16 protein-coding genes are annotated in these 24,716 nt (G+C 35.9%); 8 read left to right on the forward strand and 8 right to left on the reverse strand.

Annotated features, from left to right (window positions below; all coding sequences use genetic code 11):
• The 6 genes from RIB54_RS07020 (at position 1) to RIB54_RS07045 (ending at position 10,541) form a co-directional block, all read left to right on the forward strand.
• Positions 1-1,404: a PorP/SprF family type IX secretion system membrane protein gene (locus RIB54_RS07020; protein ID WP_350100029.1), complete on the forward strand. Its 1,404-nt coding sequence runs from the start codon at positions 1-3 to the stop codon at positions 1,402-1,404.
• 13 nt (positions 1,405-1,417) lie between these two features.
• Complete coding sequence (locus RIB54_RS07025) at positions 1,418-2,839, forward strand: right-handed parallel beta-helix repeat-containing protein (protein WP_350100031.1); 1,422 nt, start codon at positions 1,418-1,420, stop codon at positions 2,837-2,839.
• A gap of 292 nt (positions 2,840-3,131) precedes the next feature.
• Positions 3,132-7,595 (forward strand): fibronectin type III domain-containing protein, encoded by a 4,464-nt coding sequence (locus RIB54_RS07030; RefSeq protein ID WP_350100033.1) that lies wholly within the window; start codon positions 3,132-3,134, stop codon positions 7,593-7,595.
• Entirely contained in the window at positions 7,595-9,022 is a 1,428-nt protein-coding gene (locus tag RIB54_RS07035; protein WP_350100035.1) for a GMC oxidoreductase, read from the forward strand. The genes RIB54_RS07030 and RIB54_RS07035 overlap by 1 nt, the downstream gene beginning before the upstream one ends.
• A gap of 17 nt (positions 9,023-9,039) precedes the next feature.
• Complete coding sequence (locus RIB54_RS07040) at positions 9,040-9,483, forward strand: hypothetical protein (protein WP_350100037.1); 444 nt, start codon at positions 9,040-9,042, stop codon at positions 9,481-9,483.
• Positions 9,480-10,541, forward strand: a complete 1,062-nt coding sequence (locus RIB54_RS07045; protein WP_350100039.1) for an acyltransferase — start codon at positions 9,480-9,482, stop codon at positions 10,539-10,541. Before RIB54_RS07040 ends, RIB54_RS07045 begins: the two co-directional genes overlap by 4 nt.
• A gap of 17 nt (positions 10,542-10,558) precedes the next feature.
• On the opposite strand, the gene RIB54_RS07050 is transcribed toward RIB54_RS07045, so the two are convergent.
• Positions 10,559-12,043: a hypothetical protein gene (locus RIB54_RS07050; RefSeq protein ID WP_350100041.1), complete on the reverse strand. Its 1,485-nt coding sequence runs from the start codon at positions 12,041-12,043 to the stop codon at positions 10,559-10,561.
• A 133-nt stretch (positions 12,044-12,176) separates the two neighbouring features.
• On the opposite strand from RIB54_RS07050, the gene RIB54_RS07055 reads away from it, so the two are divergent.
• Entirely contained in the window at positions 12,177-13,790 is a 1,614-nt protein-coding gene (locus RIB54_RS07055; protein WP_350100043.1) for a hypothetical protein, read from the forward strand.
• Here the strand turns inward: RIB54_RS07055 and RIB54_RS07060 are convergent.
• From RIB54_RS07060 to RIB54_RS07080, 5 genes are all read right to left on the reverse strand, one after another.
• Positions 13,787-14,512 carry a TolC family protein gene (locus tag RIB54_RS07060; RefSeq protein WP_350100045.1) on the reverse strand — a complete coding sequence of 242 codons (726 nt, stop codon included), beginning with the start codon at positions 14,510-14,512 and terminating at the stop codon, positions 13,787-13,789. The genes RIB54_RS07055 and RIB54_RS07060 overlap by 4 nt on opposite strands.
• Positions 14,513-14,583: 71 nt before the next feature.
• The gene (locus RIB54_RS07065) at positions 14,584-16,038 is read right to left on the reverse strand and encodes an O-antigen ligase family protein (protein ID WP_350100047.1); all 1,455 of its coding nucleotides are present in this window, start codon (positions 16,036-16,038) and stop codon (positions 14,584-14,586) included.
• A 132-nt stretch (positions 16,039-16,170) separates the two neighbouring features.
• Positions 16,171-17,499, reverse strand: a complete 1,329-nt coding sequence (locus RIB54_RS07070; RefSeq protein WP_350100049.1) for an oligosaccharide flippase family protein — start codon at positions 17,497-17,499, stop codon at positions 16,171-16,173.
• 1 nt (position 17,500) lies between these two features.
• Positions 17,501-18,496, reverse strand: coding sequence for a sulfotransferase (locus tag RIB54_RS07075; RefSeq protein WP_350100051.1), 996 nt, complete (start codon positions 18,494-18,496; stop codon positions 17,501-17,503).
• Between the two features lie 65 nt (positions 18,497-18,561).
• Complete coding sequence (locus RIB54_RS07080; RefSeq protein ID WP_350100053.1) at positions 18,562-20,145, reverse strand: hypothetical protein; 1,584 nt, start codon at positions 20,143-20,145, stop codon at positions 18,562-18,564.
• A gap of 173 nt (positions 20,146-20,318) precedes the next feature.
• Here RIB54_RS07080 and RIB54_RS07085 point away from each other — a divergent pair, with 173 nt between their 5' ends.
• Positions 20,319-21,233, forward strand: coding sequence for a sulfotransferase domain-containing protein (locus RIB54_RS07085; protein ID WP_350100055.1), 915 nt, complete (start codon positions 20,319-20,321; stop codon positions 21,231-21,233).
• Here RIB54_RS07085 and RIB54_RS07090 read toward each other — a convergent pair.
• Both RIB54_RS07090 and RIB54_RS07095 read right to left on the reverse strand, forming a co-directional pair.
• Entirely contained in the window at positions 21,205-22,428 is a 1,224-nt protein-coding gene (locus tag RIB54_RS07090; RefSeq protein WP_350100057.1) for a glycosyltransferase, read from the reverse strand. The genes RIB54_RS07085 and RIB54_RS07090 overlap by 29 nt on opposite strands.
• An 18-nt stretch (positions 22,429-22,446) precedes the next feature.
• A complete protein-coding gene (locus RIB54_RS07095) occupies positions 22,447-24,702 on the reverse strand; it encodes an exopolysaccharide transport family protein (protein WP_350100059.1) in 2,256 nt (751 codons plus the stop codon).
• Positions 24,703-24,716: the final 14 nt, after the last annotated feature.

The following is a 24,716-nucleotide window of genomic DNA, read 5'->3' on the forward strand; positions in this document are numbered from 1 at the left end:
ATGAAAAAAATATTAACCTTTTTTATATTAGTCATTGTTCTAAACAGTTCTTTTGGTCAAGGTTTACCAAGATATAATCACTATTTCACATATTCCTACCTCTATAATCCAGCCTTCCTGGGAAGTGTTGAATCTTCCGAACTAAACATGATTTACAGAAAGCAATGGGTTGGACTGGACGGAGCTCCAGAGTATATTCATGCAGGATTGCAACTGCCGCTTTCAGGAAATATCGCCATAGGTTTAAATGCATCCAACTTTGAGCAAGGAGTGATAATGGAAACCTCCGCTATGGGGTCAGTTGCATATACGGTCAATCTGGGCTTGAATAATACGCTAAGTTTTGGCGTTTCCATTGGGGCTGGAAGATCTGCACTTGACGTAAACCAGATTACTGATTTTTCCGATCCGGCTATTGCAGGATCAATGGATAAAAGTTTTTATTTGGAAGGCCAAGCTGGACTTAGCTTAAATCTAAAAAGTTTAAATGTATCGGTCTCTTTACCAAAAATTTTCGAAAAAAATGCCCTGAGCGATGAAGACTTTCAGGAAGTTTCATTAGGTCCATTAAATTCTACGTTTTCATCCATTAGCTATAGGTTCGATATATCCCCAAAATTAGGAATAGAGCCGATGGGCGCCTATAGAACGGATAACCAACTGGAAGACCAGTGGCAGGCTAACACAACTCTCTATTACAATAACCTACTATGGCTGGGAGGCAGTTATAGTGATGGGTATGGTGCCGCAGCCTATGCAGGATTTCAGGTTAATGACTTTTTAAAAATTGGATATAGTTTTGATTTCTCTAGCAGTGAACTAGCAACGTACAATTCACATGAGTTTTATGTGTCACTAAATTTGGGAAGAAAAAAAATAGATAGACAACAAAATTATATCTCAAAAGAGAAGCCACTTCAAGTAAATGAACCTAAAACTGATACAGATAATCCGGATGTAGCACCAGCTAAAACTAAAGAAATTGTTGAAGAATCACTAGACAAGCAAATAGTAGAAGACAAACCTGCAATCATCGAAGAAAAAGTAGAAGAACAAGATATTGCCCCGATAGAAAAAGAAGAGCAAATAGCTGAAATGTTAGATAGTGCCAAAGATGAATCAACAAGTCCTGAGGAAATTGTAAAAATACAAATCGATGGCATGAACCCTGGTTATTATGTTGTAATTGGTGCTTTTGCTATTGAAGAAAATGCCATGAAATATATTGACCAATTAAAAGCACAGAACTATCAACCACAAATTGCACATAATACCAGAACTCAATATTACTATGTTTACTTGCTTTTCACTCAGAAGTATGGCGAAGCACAAACACTACGTGATGACCTGAGAAAGCGCAATGTGCTTAAATTTGAAGAGTCCTGGATACTTAAAATAAACTAAACCTTATTAAATTATGGAAAAGTCTATACTATTTGCCGCTATAATATTTTTAACTTGTTGTGGGTCACCCATATCTGATGATGTAACCCCAACTTTTTCAACGCTAACAGGTTGTACAGATTCTTATGCCATAAATACGGTTAATGATGTTGCCTTTAGTGATAATTCGTGTGAATACACACCTATTAGCTGTGAAGAATGCGATTTTGTTCTAGCTGCAGACAAAGTAATTATCGACAATGATGATTTATCGCTACCGATTGGCTCTGTCATTTGTCTTGGTTCAGGTGTCAGGCGTTCTGTAATCATAAGAAACTTTCATGGAACCTCAGAAACCCCCTACATTTTCACAAATTGTGACGGACAGTCCATTGTAGATGAAGACTTGCCAGGTATAAAGCTCCATTATAGTAGCCATATTAGACTTACAGGTACTGGCTCTACTGATGAATATGGTATAAAAGTAATTCAAGGCAGACCATTTGGAGTGGTGGCAGAATTGGGTACAACTGATTTTGAAATAGATCATTTGGACATATCTGGCGCTACAGAAGTGGCTATTGCTGCCCGAACACGTCCTGTATGTGATGGATCAACCAATAAAGATACATTTACGCAAAGAAATACAATTATTCATCACAACTACCTTCACGATGTAGGTGGAGAAGGCACTTATGTTGGAGGGTCTCATTGGCACTCAAGTTTTCCCGCTGGAGCCAGTGATTGTCCCGATCAGACATTATATGAGCCTGAATTAAAAGGGGTGAGAATTTATAATAACATTGTTGAAAACACAGGAAAAGACGGTATTCAGGTTGGTAATGGCATTGAAGATTGTAAGATTTTCAATAATATAATTACCAACTATGGTTTACAAAATATAACAATACATCAAGCAGGTATTATGGTTAACCCTGGTACCACTGGAGAAATATTTAGCAATGTTGTTAAAGGTGGAACTGGAAATGGAATTTTTGTGAATGGATTTGATAACCTGATTTATAGCAATTTGGTCATTGATTGTAAAAAGAATGCTATACATGTTGGAGACAGGGAACCACTGCCAGGCAAAAGTTATCGAATAGTGAATAATTCTCTTATTAACATTGAAGGAAATGCCTTGTATATGAATTCCAAACTAAGTGCAAATAATATATTCTATAACAACCTTATGGCAAACATACAGTCTGATGCCATAAACAAATTAGGTTCTGACATTGATTTAGATCTTAGTAATAATATAATCAGTAGTTCTTTAGACAACATTGCGTTAGAAAATATAGGTCAGTTGAATTTTACACCTACAAGTACAAGTCCACTTTTAGACTCTGGAAGAGTGATTGACCGAGATCAGCTTTTTGTCGATCTTTTAATGAGAGAACGTAAAAGTGGAGAGGCTATTGATGTTGGCGCTTTTGAATTCCAACAAGAGTAAGTATTTAATAAATATAATTTAGCCTAAATAACATCAGTAGCGCATTTTAGTAAGAAGAGGTCAGGTCCTTACATCATTCTGACTTAATCTTTCACCGCATTTTCTACCAATATTTATATTATAAAATATATTTATTAAATTTACACTGAATTAGCACTGTTAATCCCATCATTTTATTATAAATAAATTACATGTGTGGGGTTACCTTTTACATGTAAAGAATATTTATATTTGTAATTAAATATTAGTTGGCTATAATATGAAAAATCCGCGGTTGTTTTGCTCCGGTTTAATGATGTCTATCATTGCCGGATTTTCGTCTTTTGCACAAAACCCTATTCCTGCTGATGAGCGTATACCAGATTTAAACTATTTCATAGTTCCTGGTACCATGAGTTATAGGTTAGATGGCTCTAACAATCCAGCGTTGGTTCAAGATGGCCCTGATCAGGGTAATGTGCCAGACTATCTGGTAAGAGGTCATTATTATGGCTATGACAATGGTGGTGCAAGAACCAGTTGGAATAGTTCGCAATACTTGGATTTTACATTTTTTCAACACCCAACCAACCCTAATTGGATTACTGATCCACATCAGGTGGATTCACTTCCTGTCAGCGGAAACAATGGTTACAATTCAAGCGGAAATCCTCCGAAATGGTTAGGATTGAATTTTAGAATTGCGTATCCATCTTCATCATATTATAATGTTGATACAACCAGTAAAGAGACTTTATATCCACTAATACTTTTTATGCACGGAGCTGGGGAGCGTGCAGATTGCTGGGGAGGCAATTGTTATGGCTATAATAGTCCAGACCTTTGGAATAATGATCATAGTATTGTTCATGGCGGTAAGCAACATTTGGATGCTATTAACAGAAATCCTTCAGACCCAAGACATTGGCCTGGTTATGTGGTAGTTCCTCAAAACAAAAATGGATATAATCCTGGTCCAGCATTGGAAACATGGACAGGTAGAGTTATTGCTTTAGTTGAGCAACTAGTTAGAGACTATCCAATTGACCCCAATAGAATCTACATCCATGGGCTTTCAGAAGGTGGACGTGGCACCTGGATGTTATTGAATTCTAGGCCAGATTTATTTGCTGCCAGTGCCCCTATGTCAGGGCATGTTGATCATGGAGCCTTCGACAGTGATTATATTTCTATGGACACTTCAATGATCCATATTCCTGTTTGGCAATTTCAAGGTGGGCGAGATAACCGACCAAAACCTGAAGGTACGGGCAATAAAATTAAAAAACTTCGTAACATGGGCGGTACACCCCGATATACAGTTTACCCAAATTTAGGTCATGGTGTTTGGAATACAGCTTATGCTGAACCAGACTTCTTTTCATGGTTTTTACAGTATAGCAAACTCACAATTCATGGTTACTACGGTATAAAAGAAGTTTGTGAAGGGGACCAAGTTAATGTTAGGCTAGGTGTTTCCAAGTATTTTGAAAATTACGAATGGAGAAAAACCACTAATGGAGGTTCAACCTATTCTACCGTTCCTCCCTCCCCTGAACGGGACAATGAAATAATTGCAGATGAATACGGAGATTATCAAGTTCGTATTATGAGGAATGGTGTTTGGAGTGACTGGTCTGACCCATACACAATAACTTCTAAGCCTCGTCCGAGCGCCCTTATTTCAGCAGAGGGAAGTACTGCCTTAACCGCTTTGGATGGTGCTACCGATGTAACTTTAACAACTGAAGAAGATGGAATATATTACGAATGGTTTAAAAATGGAAGTTTATATCTAGAAGATTCAACATTTAGCCAGATTACTGTTTCTGATCCTGGAGCATACACTTTGATAAAAAAAGATATTGGTCTTTGTAACAGTTTTGAATCAAACACACTTTATGTTTCTACGCAGCCCTATTCAGGCAATTTACCTTTCGCTCCAAATAATTTAACGGCTTCGGCAAGCTCAGAAAATGCAATAAATTTATTTTGGCAAGACATGTCCAATAATGAACTGGGTTTTGAAATATATAGAAGTAAAGACAATGTAAACTTTCAATGGGTAACCACTACACAAGCAGATATTTTGATGTATCATGATACAATGCTTGATGGTGACACTGAATATTTTTACAAAATTAGATCATATAATCAGGATGGTGCATCGGCAGCTTCAAATGTCACCTCTGCCAGTACTTTAGCTGATAATGTGCTGCCAACAGCACCCGCAAACTTTAAGTTTAGTCACTTTGGCTATGAAGAGAATAGAATAAATGTTCAGGCAAATAATGATGCCGAGGAATACTTTATTGTTAGGACAGACTCGGCTGTTTTTTCATGGTTACCTTCAACAGATAATGTAGGTATTGACCATTATGAAGTATACTTTGGTGATGGCACCCTGGCTGGCAGTACAACAAATACAACCGTATCTATTACTGGCCTTGAGCAAAATACGAGCTATAACTTCTATGCTGTGGCTATAGACGTTAATGGAAATACTTCTAATCCAAGTAGCCTTGAGGCAATAACCACAACAATGCAAGGTCTTTATTACAATTTATATGCCGGAGGCACCTGGGACTATATTCATGAATTTTCTAACTGGGCTCTATTTGATGATGGATTTGGATCAGTTTCTAATTTTAACTATACCAGTGCTAAAAGTGGTAAATATGAAGATGATGACTATTTTGGAATTGAATTTTTCGGATATATATATATCGAAATAGCAGGTACTTATACTTTTTATACTAACTCTGATGACGGTAGTAGGTTGTGGATAGGAGATCAAGAAATAGTGGATAATGATGGCTTACATGGAGGAAGATGGAGGGAAGGAAATATCGAGCTTGAAGAAGGTGCCTATCCTATTACAGTTCAATACTTTGAACGATCTGGAGGTCAGGGCCTGACGGTGGCATGGAAAATACCAGGTGGTAATAGAGTTAATATACCATCAAACGTACTGAGAAGTGGTCCTATCACAACATCTAACCCTCCTTCACCTCCTCTCAATCTGGTAGCTGATGCAGACGGTTCTGGTTTCAGTATTGATCTTACATGGGATTACGAAGTCACAGATATTGTAGTATTAGGATCTTCTACTGCTGCCGGTTATGGATTAACAGGAAACGAAAAAAGCTGGGTAGAAAAATTGGATAGCTTGTTATTTACGAATAATGCTAATTACACTTTAACGAACTTGGCTCAGAATGGTGGTTATACCACATATCATGTGCGCGAAGATGGTGAAGATGGTGGAGGTTATGCAAATGCCCCGAACCCTGATTATAATATCACTCATGCATTGTCACTCAATCCAGACATAATTATTGTCAATCTACCGTCTAATAATGTGGCGGACAATATTGATATTTCAACAACAATTCAGCATTATCAAGAATTGAAGACTCTTGCAGATGATGATGGAGTGGAAATTTTCTTTACGACTACTCAGCCAAGAGACTTTAATACTAATTCTGTCAAAAGGCACCTATTGGAAGATGAAGCAAATGTAGTTAGACAGAATTTTGGACAATATGTTATTGATATTTATGATGAGTTGACAGATTTTGGTAATGACAATAGAATTAAATCTCAATATGCACAAGGTGATGGCACACATCTGAATATATTAGGACACAACTATATTTTGAGCGAAGTATTGGCTACCGTTGGGCAGCATATGCCAAAATTTGAGATCTATCAGTCCGAAGCAGGTGGGCCATTCAGCATACTTAATACAACAAGTTATGCCGCTGAGTCATACACTGCAACAAATCTAAAACCTGCTACTAATTACAGCTATAAGGTTAAGACCGTGAATCTATTTGGTTCTTCTACCGATTCAAATATTGCATCTGCCACAACCGCAGCAGATACTGATCCTCCTTCACAACCTCAGAATTTAGTTGTGAGATCAAAGACCAGTACTAAAGTCACATTGTCATGGGATAATTCAACTGACAACATTGGAGTTGCCGGATATCTAATAACATATTCCGAAACTAGCGAAGGAAGTCAAAGTGGAAGAAAGAGTAAGTCTTCATCGAAGACTGAAGCCCAATCGATGAGTTCGACAAATAACGGTGTTACGGTAGAGGGACTAACACCAGAAACCAGTTATACCTTCTCCGTTGCTGCATTAGATGCATCTTCTAATCAATCCTTAGAAAGTGCCCCTCTAGCTGCCGAAACAGAATCTAACGGTCCACTACCTGTAGAGTTCTTTTATTTTGACTACACGATTAGAAATAAAGATGTCGTTTTAACCTGGAAAACAGCCTCAGAGCAGGATAATAGCCATTTTGAGATTGAGAGAGGTTTTGGAATTAATGATTTTGTAAGCATAGGAGAAATTCAAGGCGCAGGAACTTCTACGGATGTTCAGGTTTATCAATTCGTTGACAAGAATCCAAAATCTTCTAACTTATATAGAATCAAACAAGTTGATTTTGATGGTAAATCAGATTATTCTAATATAATTAGGGTGGATATGAAAATTGATCCTTTCGAAGATTTAAGATTGTTTCCTAACCCTACCTCCGCTGAAAATATCAATATTGTTGGTAGAGCTGAATTAGAAAGTGAAAAAATAATTATAGTCTTTACTGATATGGTAGGCAAAGCTCATTTGTCCCTAGAAACTGATAGCGATAGCATAGTAAATGGTATTTCTATTAATTTGAGCCGACAATTAAAACCTGGTATATATATGGTTTCTATCACTGATGGCTCCAGAATGTCTCAAAAGAAATTGGTGATTCGATAATGGACACAAACTACGATCTGATAGTAGTAGGAACCGGATTTGCATCATCTTTTTTTTTAAAAAATTATCTCGAAATTCAAGGAACCAGTACAAGAGTATTGGTTCTTGAGCGAGGTAAATTCCACCCTCATAGTAAGAGACTTTCTGAAAAAAGAGGCGAAGTGAATTTGGCCATAAATAAGGCGGGCAAAACCTATCGAACTAATTCTGATAAAATATGGGTTTTTGACCCAAATTTTGGGGGCAGCTCTAATTGCTGGACAGGATGCACACCAAGATTTTTGCCGAATGATCTAAAGCTTCGCAGCACCTATGGTGTGGGCAGGGATTGGCCAATTTCTTATGATGATCTATCGCCTTATTACGATAGAGTTGAGCAAATAATGCAAATAGCAGGTCCTGAGTTAACACCCTTCCCTAAAAGCAGTAAGTATCCCCTCCCTCCCCATAAATTAAGTACAGTAGATCAAATCCTTCAAAAGAAGTATGGATCACAGTATATCAGCCAACCCACTGCAAGAGCATCTCTAGCAGTGGGTGACCGAAACGCCTGCTGCACCAGCGCAGTTTGCGATGTGTGCCCCGTAAATTCTAAATTTACTATTGAAAATGGCATAGGAGATATTTATAAAGATGTAAGGGTTACTCTAAAATACAATTGCCAAGTTCTTGGTCTAAAAACAGGATCAAATACCGCGCAGTCTATTGAGTATTTGGAAGAAGGTATTTCGAAATCTGCTAAAGCTGACACCTATGTACTTGGTGCTAATGGAGTTTTTAATGCACATATCTTATTAAATTCAGGTGACGACAACCCATTAACTGGAGCAGGTATTACAGAACAGGTTGGTGTCTTTGCACGACTTTACTATAAAGATTTAGATAACGTGGGAGGCTCATCCATTATAACCGCCAACGGGTATATGATGTATGATGGTGCTCATAGAAAAGATCATGCTGGCTGTCTTATTGAAAGCTTCAATACGCCTTTTATTAGAAATGAAGCTGGTAAATGGAGAAAAATGTCGATTTTCAAATTTGTATATGAAGACTTACCTGACAATGGTAACAAAGTCAAACTAACCGAAGACGAACGTATACCCGAGATTGTTTACAATGGTCACTCTACCTATACTCAAAGGGCTATTGATAAACTGCCTGAACAGATAAAAGAGTATTTTTCAATACTTCCTATAGAAAGAATGGAAGTAGATAATTATCGCCAAAAGACTGAATTCCATATATGTTCATCTACGCGAATGGGTGATACTATTGATAATAGTGTAGTTGATAAAAATCTTGTCCATCACAAGTATAAAAACATTTTAGTGCTTGGAAGCAGCGTATACCCAACTGTAACGCCTGCAAACCCAACGTTAACACTTTCAGCACTTTCATTAATGGCATGTAATAATTATTTTCAATAATGGCCAATTCAGCGAAAATGTCGAGACGTAGATTTATATTTTTAGGGCTGTTGTCATTAATTACAGCACTTTTTGGATCATTTTACTTTTACGATTTTGATACCGTTTTATTTAAAATTATTAAAAAAGATCTCGCTTATCTGAAATTAAGCAATCAACAAATAGAAACATTCGTGCTTGATGCAAAAAAAGAAAACCATTGGGAACGTAAATTTTTTGATTGGAAAAAACAATATTTTATGAGGGTAGGTTTTATGATAGTCAGTTTTTGGAACAGTTTTCCCTACTACTATAAGTACAACCAATACAAAAGTGAATTGGTCGGTGACTTTCTGTTATCAACGGACTTTTTCATGAACAGGATGGATGTCGATGCAGATATAACCTATGTAGCACTTTATAATCCTTACAAACGTGCTTGTTCAAATCCGTTTTCTAATTTGTATTATCCTGGTGCATGACTTTGAAAAAGGAGTTTCTTAACTATATTCATTTATTCAGAGGTCTTGCAATTGTAGTAATTGTTGGTATCCATTGTAGAATTTCCCTTCCCTGGAGTAGTAATCAGCAATTTAGCAAGGCTGTATTTACAACATTACTAGATAGCGGAACTATATTATTCGTATTCATTGCTGGATTCTTGTTTCAATACCTAAAGCATAAATATGAGTTCTTTGATTATTTTAAAAGGAAATTAAAATTTGTTATCCTTCCTTATTTGGTTGTATCAGTTCCAATATTAGTTTATAAATACTTAACATATTCTCAACCCTACGAATGGATGCCCAATTCATTGGAAAACCAGCCCTATATCATTCAATGCTTTTACATGATACTCACTGGTAAGCATATAGGCCCCTTTTGGTTCATCCCTATGATATTCATATTCTATTTAATCTCTCCCCTACTTCTCAGGTTAGATAATCCAAAGTTCTATACCTATTTCTTCCCATTTCTATTTATTGCCGGGCTGTTTACCTTTCGGTTTGGCTATTACTCAACGACCATAGATTCATTTATTTACTTCATCCCTATCTATATTTTTGGCATGTGGGGCTCAGCCTATAGAAAACAGCTAACTCAAACTAAGGTGTTGTATATGGTAATTCTGTTCATCATTTACATTGCCATTTCAATATTGGAAGTTGTGCATATAATTGAAATTCCAAAGCTCACATCCTTTGAGTCATCCAACCTGCTTCCATACTTTCACTTCAACTTTGCTAAGGTAAAAGTCAGCCTTTTGTGCATTATACTTATTCGTTTCTTCTACTTGTTTAATGATAATGAAATATCAGTCTTAAAGAAATTAGCGGATTACAGTTTCGGTATATTTTTTCTACACATGTATATTATACAGGCTATCGAAATAGTTATAAAAACATATTTTAATAACTTTGAACTAGGCTTGGTAAGTTTTGTTTTTTATACGCTTATTGTAACCATCGCTTCGATGCTTTTAATAGATATCCTCAAAAAACTAATTGGAAGAAATAGTCGCTCATTTATAGGAAGTTAATTTTGCAGTTAAAATTGTTACTCTAACCTGTATGTAACAAATTCTCCAGAAGATACAACTACAGTTTTGATTTCTAATTCTTTAAATCGGCCATTGATATTATCAACAATCTTCGGTGATCTATATAAAATGGCTTTGGGTGGATACAACACATCTTCAGTAAGATAAATATCTGCAGATTTGTAATTTCCCAGTACTTCCATTGCCACCTCAGAATCCTCCTCAATATCTATTACTGTCGCTTTAGTTTTATACCTCAGATATCGAATAAATGATATGGGGCCATATGATAGAATAATATCATCACTACCCGTATTCTCAATAAGCCATGCTATTTTTAACTTGTTATAATCATACGAAGAACTTCTGAGTAACCACATCCCCCCTACAGAATTGTTAATAAATAAAATAAATAGTAAACTATACACCAGCCAAAGCCTTGTAGCCTTTAAAGGTTTTACAAATAATACGGAAATTAAAATTAGTATGGGTACTTGAACCATCAACCAAGGTTCATTTGAGCTAGGATCCATAATCATAAGAAAGGAGCCATAGATTATTAACCATATTACAACCGTACCTACAGCTTTTTTTTGATAAGGGCTCAATGTAAGTTTTCTAATTAGTGCCCGAACAATCATTACGGACAATATTAATAACATAAGCCCAAGGCAAATCCATAAAATAAATTCATATCCATCTATTTGCCTGGCCAAATAAATTTCTTCCTGAATAACCTTGTGTGGAAATTCTTTGACTATAAAACTTACAGCACTATCAGTACTAAACAGCCATAGAACTGAAATAATATTTGAGGCTATTACAAAAATTGACATATAGGGCTTTCCAGTTGGGCTATTGGTACCACCAAATAAATATGACAAAAATGAAGGTTCATCAGGCAAATAACTATAGACTACGGCAAAACTGCCGATTATAATAACTGCCCCAGTAATATAGAATGCAACTAATTCCTTAATTTTTCCGAAGTACAAGAATATAAGTGGAAAGGCTACAAATAAGGGTATGAAATTAGGTTTATAGAGTAAAGTCGTAAATGCACAAAGCATAGCTAACATTATCGCATGTAAATACCCTTCTTGCTTCTTTGTAATCATAAACCATCTGAATGCGAGCAGTATTAAGAATATTGATATAATATATACTTCTGCTTCATAAGAATATCTCCAATATTCGTAAGATATTAGCACAGCAATAGATGCCACAAGGGCAGTTTTCTTACCAATATCCAATTGGGCTGCCAGAATATCGTATAGGAGAACAATGGTAAGCCCCGAAAATATCATACTCACAGTGCACATCATAAGGTATGCGTCCACATGAATATGCATTAGAAGTAAAGTGTCATAAAACAGTTTCATTACAGGTAAAAAAAGGAAAAACCGTGGGTTGAATAAATCAAGATAGGCTCCATCTCTTACACCTTCAGCATACCAAAAACCGTCATCAACTTCGGTTCTATTGTTTGGAAAGAAAACCAACAAAAAGACCTCAAGACAAATGAATGCTAATAAGTAATGGGTATATTTATTTGAAAAAGTTAGATGCTTAATGTTCGTAATGTCTTTAAATTTACCGCAAGATATAAATCAAAAAGTTCTAATAAATATTTAAATGTTTAAAAATCACAATTTAAGCAATAAAACTTTACTAACGGTAGAAATAGCTATTGCAATAGCATTCTCTTTCCTACCTCTTTTCTTCACATTTCCCTATAAAATCAATCTTTATCTAACTTGGGAAGGTGCATACAGAATATACATTGGCCAATTTCCCTTCAGGGATTTCGGTATGCCTTTAGGTTATGGTTTTTGGTTAATTCCGGCCCTATTTTTTAAGATATTTGGGCCGTTCATGTCTTCATTAATAAAAGCCCAGGTATTTATTAATTTGCTGTCTTTGCTTGCTGTGCATTCTATCTTTCGAGTGTTTGAAATAAAACCAGGAATACGCGTAATTGGAATCCTATTCTTTAGCTTATCATTCGTTTTCATCCATTTTTGGCCATGGTATAATCACACTGTCTTTGTTTATGAATTAATTGGGGTTGCCTTTATTCTCCAAGCAATAATTAAGAAAGGAAATTATGCCATCATACAACTAATATTAGGAGCCCTATTTATATTTCTTTCACTATTTACAAAGCAGGATATAGGTGGTATTGCAATGTTATTTGCATTCACCCTGCTTTTGGTCAATGCCTTAATGGAAGGCAACTATAAATACATAATTATTTACACCCTAGCATTTGTAGTTATTGGTTTCTTAATTATTCTACCCCTTACCTTTTATGATTTCGGATATTGGTTTAATTATGCTCAAGCTCCTCATGGTACCAGAATAGCACTTTTAGATTTACTAGACACCATCTTTTCCGATTCATCATTGATAATGAGACTTTATCTTACCGCACTTGTGATTTTTATTGTCTACCAGTGGCAAACCGGAAACAGGTTGCCAGAGTGGGACAAAAAACAAATATTATTTCTATTATTCACCATTGGTATAATTGTACAGCCACTCATTGCTCAGCTTACTACTTATATACCTGAAAATTCTCATTATTATTATCATGCATTTGTTTTTACTTTTTTTCTAAGCCAGCTTAAGTCAATACCATTTCAAAAATCATCTATTCTATTAGGAATGATCTTTCTTATTTTTCTGCTATGGTCTCAAGATTATTGGCGCTATGCCAATAGAATCGCAGCTCGTATATTCAAAATTGAGCAAAATGTTGATTACAATTATGTAAGCAAAAAAACCTGGAAGCTTAAAGAAGAGAATAAACCTGACTCTGACCGCTCTGAATGGAAAACCACCCCCTTTCGTTCGCTGGACAATGTGATGCTTCCTGAATCAACTATTGAGGGTATAAAGGAGCTAAAAGCAAAGTGGTCTGGAAAGAGCGGTTTGAAAGTTTTAAATATGAGTGAGCTACCGCAACTGGCTTATGAGATAGGTTATGAGCCTCTTCATGGCCAATATCAACCATTGTGGTTTCATAGAAATGTAGCATTCTTTCAAAGAGAGGTGGACAATACCTGTCGTGCTATAGTTAACGGTGAATATGAACTTGCATTATTTGAAGTAATCCCCAACCTTAACCGCTTCTATCCTCCATCAGTACGCACTTGTCTTCAAGAAAATTATAAGCTTGTAAAAACAATAAAAGCACCCAGAATTCCTGAAGACGCTATCATTGAAATTTATGAACGAAAAAATTAAAGCACGTTCTCGAGCTTTACACCAATTAGTTCTTCTAATTCAATTTTTGATATATTGAAGTCTCCCTGTGAATTTATTTGCCTTAACTTCTGAGCATTATATCGATCTTGAATTCTGTTATACTCTTCCAGTTTAATAGATCCATTCTGAAACTGTTGCTCAGCTAGAGATAACGAAGCAAATAAATCTTCAACTATTTCTGTCTGAACCAAAAGAGACTCCCTATTCATCAAATATTTTTCATATCGGGTAAGTACTTCTGCCCTTAAAGCCAGTTTCTGTTGGTTGATGGTAGACTCGGCAATGGCCACCTGTTGCTTTTTCTTTTTCACTTCCAAAGGAGCATCAACAAAGAATCCAAGGCTAACCTGACCTGTAATATTATATTTAGGAAAGAATGCCGCTCTTCCAGCCAAATCAGTACTTTCATCCAAAACAAACTCATTAATATTGCCCTGTACCCTAAAGTCATTTAAAAATGACCATCTAGCTTGTTTTACCTCAATTTGTGCCGTTTCCACCTGGTGGTTTAGCATTTTTGTTGAAGGGTTGTTCTTCCATGCCAACCTAACCAACCTCTCTTCAAAAGATGCATCATTCACACTTTCTGGCAAAATGATTGAGTTATAATCGATACTCTGTCCAATAGAAACAAAAGCCACAAAAGCCAATAAAGGGCCAGCCAGAAGCTTAAAAATCTCTGGTTTTAAATTACCTACCATTATATATATTATTTAGGGTATGTTTTGAATAATTGTATGAAATAAAGAAATATTCGGCATATAATAAATAATCATGCAAGCTTTTTAACATCAAACTTCTGCATTTTGTACATTAAGACGAATATTCCATATAAAATTAAATTTTGTGGGAACTGTTCGATATTTTCCTTTGCATATAAGGCAATAGACAGCGCAAAAAAAGATGCTATAAAAGCAGCATAGTAGGATTTGATTATCGGATCTTCGCACTTATAGTAATTACTTATACCAACAGCCAAAACAGTAGAGTATAATGCAAGCATCAATAACAATCCAACCCACCCAGTTTCCAAAAGCACCTTCATAAAGCCACTATCAGGGGGAAACCCGGCCAAAGGGTGACCTGGGGAAAACCTCTCACCATAAACACCACTAGTTGTAAGCCCACCACCTATGGGATGCGAATGAATATAAGGCTGTATTCTTTGTCTATTGAAATCCCTTAGATTCATAGATGCATCCTCGGTAGGATTAAAGGCAGACCTAAATCTTACAATTGGCTTGGCGTAAAAAGGACCAAAATACACCACCAAAAATAACATCACAGAAAGAATGGCAAAAATTAACGTCTTCACTTTAGTAATGTTAATTAATACGTAGATCACCACGGCTAAAGGCAGCATTACATAGGCTGTGCGTGTCCCCGAAAAAAACATGGCCAACAACATTAAAAATCCCGAAGCAAAGAAGAATGATCTCTTTTTCCAACTAAATGGACCTAATGAAAGAATAAAGCCAATAATGCTACCAAACGCCATAAATAACCCAAAAATAGCCGGGTCTGATAAAAATGACCACTTTCGCCATTTGCCTTGAATAAACAGTAAATTGATTCTTTCCTCTGTCGCTGTTGCCCATTTTAAGTCAAAGGCAGGTAATCCCACAAACTCCTGATAAATGCCATAGAGCGCAACCACTAATCCAATTCCAATAAACAAGCTAACAAATGTATCAACTGACTTCAAATCTTTAAAGACACGCTGCGCAATAATAAAAGCCACAAAAACACGTAGAATATTTCTAAGACCAAACATCCAACCAGCTGGAGTACCAGCTGGGTTAAATACCTGTAAAAGCAGGTAGGCAGTCCAAACAAATATCATGACAGAAATGGGATTTGTTAATGAAAAATCCTTCCCTTTATCCTCCTTGTTTGAAAATATCTGCTCCAGAATAATACCAGAAAACATTAGTACTAGTATCAAGTCAATACCCACTCCAAATGGAATATTAACGGATAAGGCTCGACTTATAAATCCCATAAATGTGGAGAACACAATCAATAATAAATAGCCAAATTGATTATTAATGATTGTATAAATAGCAATTGGCGCCCCAATTACAACAGAAAGGATCATGGCTCCTCCTTTCATTCCCCAAAAGGCTATTAATACCGCAGATACTACACTCAATAAAAGGAGTGTTACTAAACCAAAAAGGTTATTTAATTTTTCATCTATAATTTTCTCAAACAACCATTCTTTCATGCTCAGAAAAACATTAGTTTGATGAATATGAAAATGTAAATAAAGATTACAAAAAGTATAACAACGTTGCTATATACCTTTTTGGCTAAATTTTTACTATCCTTTTCGTTATTTCCATTAAAATCAGCCATGTTATCTATTTAAAATCATCTTCACTCCTTTACTAACCGACTGTAACCCGTACTTAAATATATTAGCTGTATTTACGCCAATTTGTTTATACAAAATGTATTGGATAATGACAGCAGACAAGGCATAAGTAATTATTGTACTATAGGCCGCTCCCATTACACCATATTGATCAATAAATATGTAAGTAAAGATAATACCTACAGCAGAACTAATAACAATGAAATAGAAATTGATACGGGCTTTGCCTATGGCATTTAAGGTAACACCAAATTGTCGCTGAAATGGCTCAAACACACCATAAATAGCCATGACTTGCAAAACCGGGATAGATTCCGGGTAATCAGGACCAGCTATTATTAAAACTATCTGTTCTGCTAGCAGGTAAATCAAAACAACAGCAGGCACAACCGCTATAATGATAACCCCAACAGATTTCTCATACATATATTTTGCCGCACTGTTCCCTTCCTTACTTACTCTATTTATCATTTCTGGATAAAAAATGGATGCTATGGCACCAAGGGGAATTTCAAATAAATTGGTCACTCTGACAGATGGCGCAAATATAGCCGCAGCTGAATTCCCGATCATTCCACCCAAAAACCACTCACGTGTTGACTTATTGAGCATTGTACTAATGTTAGTGCCCAGAGTATACTTTCCATAATGGAATAACCTATTAATCCATATCATGTCGAACTTCCAATGCAGTTCGCTTTCTTCTCTGGTAAAGAAAAAAGCTATTATTGAACTCAGAACATAACCTACACTGTATGCAATGGCCAATAAAAGCAATGATGTATCTGCATCAAAAATATAAACGTACAGAATGTATAAAAACAATGAGCCTTTTTGCGTCATTGTACTTACCACTGTACCTCCAAATCGTAGATTGGCCTGCTGTAAAAAGTTAAAATGCGCAAATAAAGTAAATCCAAATACAGATATAATGCTTACCAAAAACATGGCATACAGCTGGGGGGTATCCATTAAATAATTTATAGAAAATGCCAGAATTATGAAAAAAACAGATATTATAAGTGCCGCAAGTAAATTGAGTGCCAGTGATGCAGTTATAATATCCTTTTTATCCTTTTCCTCAGCCGTGTTTAAATAGCGCAAAAGAGGGTTATAAATAAAAGCATTTCTTATGGACTCAGAAAGCGCCAAAATGGAAAGGAAAATCACCCAGACCCCCATGTCATTTTTGCTCAAAATACGAACCAAAAAGAAAAAGTTAAGCAGGCCAAATAATGTAATTGCGATTCTATTAATAAGTGTAAGAGAGCCTGATTTAAACCAATAAGAATTCAATAGTTTCTTGAGCATATCACCAATCATTCGACTCCGCAAAACCTAACCTTATAAGGTTATCTCCAGCCGCTTTTTTGAATATATTTTTTTTCTTCTCAGTCCATATGAGCCATTTCTTATTAGGGTTGAACCCCTCATTTTTTTCTATTGGATTCCAATGAACAACATCATCTTTTGTCTTATGAGCAGACGAACCTAAGACAGGCACATTTTTTAACTCATCCCATGGGAATAGTTCTTTGCTTACGCCCAAAAAATCTAAAATAACAGATAGCTCATGATTCGTATTATTATTTAACTCATCATACCTTACAAATAGCAACTTATCGCCTCTGCCAGATCTTTCAGCCATTTCTTTGAATTTAAGAATTGTGTCTACTCTATTCGACCACCTCTGGCTCATTTTACCAAAGGCACCATCACCCCCCCATGACTTTGAAAAGGATTCCAAAGTATCTCTTCCATCCCTAATCAAGAGTACAACTTTCCCTCCACCAAAAAGATGGAAAACATTTTCCAAATGCCCCGCATCGGGGGTTTTAAAAAGTAGCATAGCATCAGGCTTTGCAAATTGTTTGAAATAACTTAAGACTCCCTCTCCCATCGCACTTACAAGACCTTTACTATGGTTGATTAACGACTTATCACCACCCTCAACCCACTTGCTCCAAGTACTAACAGTATTGTACGCATATTCCTTTATATACTCCGAGTAGGTATAAAGGCATTGCTCATCAGGCAAGTCATCTCCAGCTGGAAATACAAGATCTGGATGCATATTGAGCATATGGCTCAGGTAATTCGTACCACTTCTTTGTGTTGGAGATACTATGTATGCAACATTGGTCAAATTTCCAACACTTTCATATGAGTCCCAATCCATCTGAAACGGTGTTTCCTGAAAAAGTGGAAATGGGCTTTGTAGGTCTCTGAACAGGCGTCTTGCGCGCAGATCATTGTATAACTTTTTGCCAAGTAGTTTGCGGCCTACTTTGGTTAGTTTGGACTTCATTTTAAAGATTTTTTAAACTTCAAATTTAATATTTTGACAAGCTATTCCAGCACAATTATTAATAATCATTTTGATATGATGAGTAATTGTGGAAACTCGGTAATGGATAATGAAGAATGGTCGTTCAAATTGATACATTTTATGTCAATCCCTTGATTTTCAGATTTGTTGGACAAATCTATCAATTCACCCTGCCGTTCTGATTTGAGTGATTGAGGAAGTTCAAAAGTACTCCCAGCATTAGAGTTTGTACCTAACCAATAAACCAACGCATACTCCTCTAAATTTTCCATAAACAAGAAGTTAATTGGCTGGTTCAAAAACGCCCAAGTGAGATGATGGTCATTTAACCGCTCAGACAACAATTTCAAATCATACCACACCAAATCCTTCATTCCATTTTTTCTAGTAAGTCCAGTTGTGGCAAATTTGGTTCTATAATTCCGCCCCCCAACAGGTATCGGATCTTTTAAAGTAAAGAGAAAAGTTTTATCAAATCCTGCAGCGTAAGTGGTAAACATCAGCCTAAGAATGTGCTTGGCATGTGCAACAGCACTTACATCAAGCGAATCAATAAAATCTTGATCATTAACAGGTACCCCTATAGGGCTATATTCTCCAGAGACTTTGTCATAACCGGTTTCTGTCAAGTAGATAGGGCAATCACATTCTTCTCTCATTCGTTTCACATATTTGTAAGACTTTTCAAAAATCGAAGTGTTTTCTACTATTGTACTCTTCTCAGCTGCTTTATTTTCGTCAAATGGATAGGTATGGGCAGTAATAATAAAATTGTTTTTTGGAAATATTTCATACCCCCTATTTGGGGCATCACCACGGAGTTGCTTTAAGTATTTGAGCACATCACTTACATATCTTTCCTTGATTTCAGTAGGGCTTGGAAATAATATTTTCATTGTTGTATCAGCTAATAAAATTCCATGCCCTGGCCCCATAAGCCCCATGTGACCATCAATAGCAGCGGACAAAAAAGCTGCCAAGACTTTTGGTGATGCATATTCCCTTTCACTAAACCACTCTCGGTCCATCTCATTACCAGGTTCAATGGCGTAAACCAAATTCAATCCTGCCTTTGCCTCATTATCACTGGTAAGCTTAAGTAGTCTTGGATCTATAGTACCACCTTGATCAATTAATCCATTTTTTCCATAGCGCGCAGTAAATTGATACAAAAAGGAAGCATAGGCTTTATAATCAAGAGGCTCTTCAGGGTTGCCATTATTATCATAAGGTATCTGCCAAACATTAATGACACTGTCATCAGGAATATTATTATATAACAGGTTCCTGGCTAGCACCGGAATACATTCCAACCCATTGGCTTTCATTTGAGCAAGAAACTTATCAAAATAAAATTTACCTGCGCCACGTGAAGGGTTAAAACCTATTTTATCATTTGGGTATTCATCATGTGGAATTGATGGATCCAATTTGAAGAACGGTCCTTTAATATCAGTTATAATTTCCTCTCCAGTAAATATATAGCTATCCATACCAAAAAGCCGATGATAGCGTGATACCTGATACTGGTCTTCAATCCAGTTCTTTCTATTCTCACGCACAGAGTTGACTGCTATAAATTCTCCAAATTCTTTGCGCTGTAGCAATGTATCTTCTCTCAACACCATTGACTCATGATTAACACAGGCTTGAACAATTGAAAGACCTGATATAAGTGACGCAAAAGCAAAGAACAAATTCCTGCTAAAATTAAACCTGACCCTCATTAGCTAACCATTAGTCCGTATTTTTATAATATATTTACTGTTTTTAAGATAAATATTGAATTAGAGTTGAAGTTGTGAAAAGATTACCGGATTTCTTAATTATAGGTGCAGGAAAATCAGGGACTACATCCCTGGATAATTATTTAAAATTAAATCCAGAGATATTTATGAGTCCCGTCAAAGAGCCTAATTTCTTTGCCTATGACCAGATAGACCTTAACATATTGGACAAAGACGCTTTAGCCCATTACCATGAGTCTGTGACCAAACTTTCTCAATATCAGTCTTTGTTTGAAGAAGCCCAGTCAAATCAGGTTTTAGGAGAAACATCCAACACTTATCTTGTCATTAATGGAACAGCAGAGGTTATTAACAGCTATATACCTAATGTGAAGCTTATTGCCATTTTGAGACAGCCAACGAAGAGATTGTACTCAAGGTATTTACACCTTGCACGTGAAAATGAACTTCCTTCGGAAAATTTTGCTGATGCACTTGATAAAGATTCGATTTGGTGGGTAAGGAATGATTTGGTAAAAGAGGGTTTTTATTACACTAACCTTAAGCGCTACTATGATATTTTCCCTAAAGAAAATATTAGAGTCTATCTGTACGAAGATTTGAAGGAGAATTTACAAGGCACACTCGATGACATATTTTCCTTCCTTAATGTTAATGAGCCTGTAAAGGTTGAAAGAGCCGTAGAATATAATAAATCAGGCTTTATCAAAAATAAATTTTATGACAAAACAGTCGGGCATAATAGTTTTGTAAAAACCATTATTAAAAAGGCATTACCAAACCGTGTATACGAACGAATGAAAAGTAATCAATGGCTACAAAAAAAGGTTACTGGCATTCAAAACAGTAATCTGGCAAGACCTGAACTTGAAGACCTGCTCTACAAACAGATTACCCATGATGTATATGCCGAAGAAATCAAAAAACTTTCTGTACTAATTAACCGAGACTTGACTCATTGGCTTTAATTTGCGTCATGGCATACTCCATTACTTCATAAATGTTTTTTACATTATTTTCCCATGTATGGGATTTAGCAAATTCGATCCTACTTTTCGATTTTTCCACGGAATTTTCTTCGAACGCCTTATCAGTCAATTTAGTAAATTCATCAGTCGAATGGCTGAGATACACATGCTCATTAAAATAGTCCATTGCCTCAGTATAGGTAGCTACAACTGGCTTACCCATAGCAAGGTACTCATCGATTTTTCTTGGGTAATTTCCAACAGTCATATCATTAACAACTTGCGGGTTTATACAAACGTCAAAGGATGCAATATATGCAGGTAACTGACTTGCATCTTTATTACCAAGAAAATATACATTGTCTAATGTATGTAATTCAGACTTTCTAAAATCTTCATCTTCAGGCCCCACCAATACTAGTGAACCCTTTTTCATCGATTGAGCAACATTCTCAAGTATTTCGAGGTCTAAGCGCATGCTGGTTAAAAATCCCACGTACCCAACAATTGGTTTTGGTAAATTCGCAGTATCTTCAGGAAATGAACTTACCTCATTAGCATTAAATAATGAAAGGTCACAACCTTGCCCAACCATTACTGAAACAGTGTTATACTTCTTTAAATAGTTAGCAAGAAAATCTGAATTTGCAACTACCGCATCGTACTTTCCCGCTATTTCAGGCTCAGCCTTTATCCCATGCTTGGCAAAATAAGGCTGAGAAATAAGATTGTCTCTAATGTAATATATAGCCAGTGATGGCCGAAGCATTTCTTTTGAATAGAGTCCCAGAGAAATCAAGCTGTCATTGAAAAGAATAACCTCATTGAAGCCCAAATGATTTAAGGCCTGCTTGATCTCTGAATAAAATATACTATTATTTCTTTTGTTAAAAGCGCTGTACACAGGAGATTCAGGCATCCAATTGATACTTTCTATCATATTTAAAGGATATAAAGTCCATATATTGTCTCCAACTTTTTGCAAATTGCCAATTTTATCTTTCTTTAGCCTTTTTCTCCTCCTGACCCAATCTTCCTTCCTATTTCTGTAACTGGTTAGGCGATTTAAAGGTTCATTGACGTAAAGCACTTTATTACTTTTGGCAAACTCTTGTGCTATATTCTTGCAGTTGCTACCTATTGGTATGTCCCATGGCTGTATACCAATAATCACAATATCCCTTCCTGAAATCATGGGAATAAGATTAGAAATTTAAATTTTAAGGTTTTCGTTATCTACCTTATTTAGAACGGCTCCCATTAATTTTCCATTCAAGTTTTTAAGGTAGTTAATGGATTCCTTGTCTTCTTGCTTTATCACAGACTCCGCAGAAAATATAGGAAGTACTACATCTGCATACTCCACAAGCTCTTTGGCATCCGGGAAATCATTTAATGACGCACCTTCCATAAGTATATAATCATAAGAAACCTTAAAAGCTTCCAGCATTGTCTTAAAATCCTTACCTGCAAGGATTTCCATTGGAGAGTTGGCAGAAGTATGGCTACCTATGATATCAATATTTTCATGGGCTGTACGAAAAATGATATTATCATCAAAATCTTGACTTTGATCATTGGGGTTATTTGGCATCATCGTAGGTTCTCCCTCACCCCTATTCTCCTTTTTACCAATATCGTTTATCAGATATCCTTTAATTTTATTTCCTTGCCTTAGCCTTTTCTTACCATCCGAATTTACAATCAACAATTTTGTAAGACCGTTATTCTTAAAATTTGTATCTATAATTAAAATGCGCTTTTTTATCAAGCTTAAAGAATATGCCAAACTAATAATAAAAAATGTTTTCCCTTCACCTTGTTTTGTGCTTGTCACCAATACTGCCTTAGTTTTCATTGATTCCAATTCAAATCGAATCTTTCTGAGTAATTGTTTGAACATTACAAGTTCCTGACTTGCCATACTGTCGCTGAATATATCATTAAGCTGAAGCTTTTTATTTGTAATTTCATTTATAGATCCGGCTAATCTTAATTTGGTCATTTTACGGAAAGTGTCGGCAGTTTTTATCCTTAAATCAACAAACTCAAGCAGTACTAAAAAAACAACACAAATAAAGAAACTGGCAGCACCAGCCAGACCTGTTAAAACCAAAGTATGCGAAGATTCCGGTTCAAGTGCCGGCTGACCCTGTTTTACTACCCGGATTGAATTGCCTAAAACCAATGACTTGTTTTGGTATTCATTATATTTATCCAATGCGCTATTATATTCCTTTGAAGCCATTTCAACTTCCCCGGTTAGTACATCCAGCGCTGATTCCTTAGTATTCAAATTGGAAATCTGAGATTTGAGGCTGTTCAATGTGTTGTTAATCCTATTGAGATTAGATTCAGCAATATCAAGTTCTAACTCATATGATTCGACCTGATCTTCAAGTATCGATTTGTCTTGTACATTTTCATCATCAGAATCAAGTTTTGCCATTTCAATCTGCAACTCCTCCCTTAGGCCATCTATGGTCTTTTTAAGCGGTTCGTCCGATGAGCCTCCTTCAATATATAACTGATTAAGCTTGTTAATTCTACTTCTCAACTGTAGCACTTTGGAGTTATTGTTAGTACTTGTTGTCTGATTAGCTAATTTAGCTTTACCTTTTGCTATTGAAAGTCTTAATGCGCGGATGTTTGATTCTTCATCTTGTCGTTTAATTTCTAAATCAGATATCTGACTTAGCTTTAAATCACTTTCTAATTTCTGATTAAGTACCTGATTATTACTTTTAAAATCACTCAGCGCTTTATTCTTTTCATCTAAGACATCCTTTTTTTCATTCACAAGTTTCGATAAAAGGCTAACCGATTCATCGGATAGTGAAGAAGTCACCTGTTTGTTATATCTAATGAACTCTTCACATAAATTATTAACAACAAATGCCGCTAACACAGGATTTTCAGACTCAAAATCAATCGCAATATAATCTGTATTTTTAACTCTGTGAATATTCAATCCACTTTCCTTCAATGAGAACGAATTATACTTGTGCAATTTAAGAAACTCGATCAGACGTTTCTCCTCAGGATCAAAAGAAGAGAGCAATTCCATATCTTTCAACTTTTGTTCAAATTGTTTTATTAATTCCTTTTTCTCTGTTTCTGTCGGCTCGCTAAATTTTTCAGACCTCTTATAATCAATATTGCGATAAGGTCTTTCAGATTTTAAGTCGTGTAATATAAGATTATATCCAACAAGTGATACAACCTGTTCTGAGCCAAGCTTCTCAATCAAGTTATTGAATTCCTGATTCATTTTACCAATATTAAATCGCTCATCAGTTAACTTAACGGACTCATCGGTCGTGAAACCCGTGGCAATCTGTGCAGTAGATTGGTATTTATCAGGTAAAGTTGAAAGCACAAAAAACGCACTGGCAGCCCCGACAATAGGAACAATTATAAGCAGCCAAAGACGCTTTTTAATAAGATTGAGTATGTAGTAGAAATTCATAACTACTTTTATTT

The sequence above is a fragment of the Fulvivirga sp. genome, from assembly GCF_040218215.1.
Taxonomy (GTDB): domain Bacteria; phylum Bacteroidota; class Bacteroidia; order Cytophagales; family Cyclobacteriaceae; genus Fulvivirga.

Bases quoted from the DNA above. Each gene is read 5' to 3' on its own strand.
- RIB54_RS07095 (WP_350100059.1), bottom strand. From the start codon at position 24,702: ATGAATTTCTACTACATACTCAATCTTATTAAAAAGCGTCTTTGGCTG.
- RIB54_RS07045 (WP_350100039.1), top strand. From the start codon at position 9,480: ATGACTTTGAAAAAGGAGTTTCTTAACTATATTCATTTATTCAGAGGT.
- RIB54_RS07020 (WP_350100029.1), top strand. From the start codon at position 1: ATGAAAAAAATATTAACCTTTTTTATATTAGTCATTGTTCTAAACAGT.
- RIB54_RS07065 (WP_350100047.1), bottom strand. From the start codon at position 16,038: ATGAAAGAATGGTTGTTTGAGAAAATTATAGATGAAAAATTAAATAAC.
- RIB54_RS07070 (WP_350100049.1), bottom strand. From the start codon at position 17,499: ATGCTCAAGAAACTATTGAATTCTTATTGGTTTAAATCAGGCTCTCTT.
- RIB54_RS07030 (WP_350100033.1), top strand. From the start codon at position 3,132: ATGATGTCTATCATTGCCGGATTTTCGTCTTTTGCACAAAACCCTATT.
- RIB54_RS07035 (WP_350100035.1), top strand. From the start codon at position 7,595: ATGGACACAAACTACGATCTGATAGTAGTAGGAACCGGATTTGCATCA.
- RIB54_RS07025 (WP_350100031.1), top strand. From the start codon at position 1,418: ATGGAAAAGTCTATACTATTTGCCGCTATAATATTTTTAACTTGTTGT.
- RIB54_RS07040 (WP_350100037.1), top strand. From the start codon at position 9,040: ATGTCGAGACGTAGATTTATATTTTTAGGGCTGTTGTCATTAATTACA.
- RIB54_RS07055 (WP_350100043.1), top strand. From the start codon at position 12,177: ATGTTTAAAAATCACAATTTAAGCAATAAAACTTTACTAACGGTAGAA.
- RIB54_RS07075 (WP_350100051.1), bottom strand. From the start codon at position 18,496: ATGAAGTCCAAACTAACCAAAGTAGGCCGCAAACTACTTGGCAAAAAG.
- RIB54_RS07060 (WP_350100045.1), bottom strand. From the start codon at position 14,512: ATGGTAGGTAATTTAAAACCAGAGATTTTTAAGCTTCTGGCTGGCCCT.
- RIB54_RS07090 (WP_350100057.1), bottom strand. From the start codon at position 22,428: ATGATTTCAGGAAGGGATATTGTGATTATTGGTATACAGCCATGGGAC.
- RIB54_RS07080 (WP_350100053.1), bottom strand. From the start codon at position 20,145: ATGGTGTTGAGAGAAGATACATTGCTACAGCGCAAAGAATTTGGAGAA.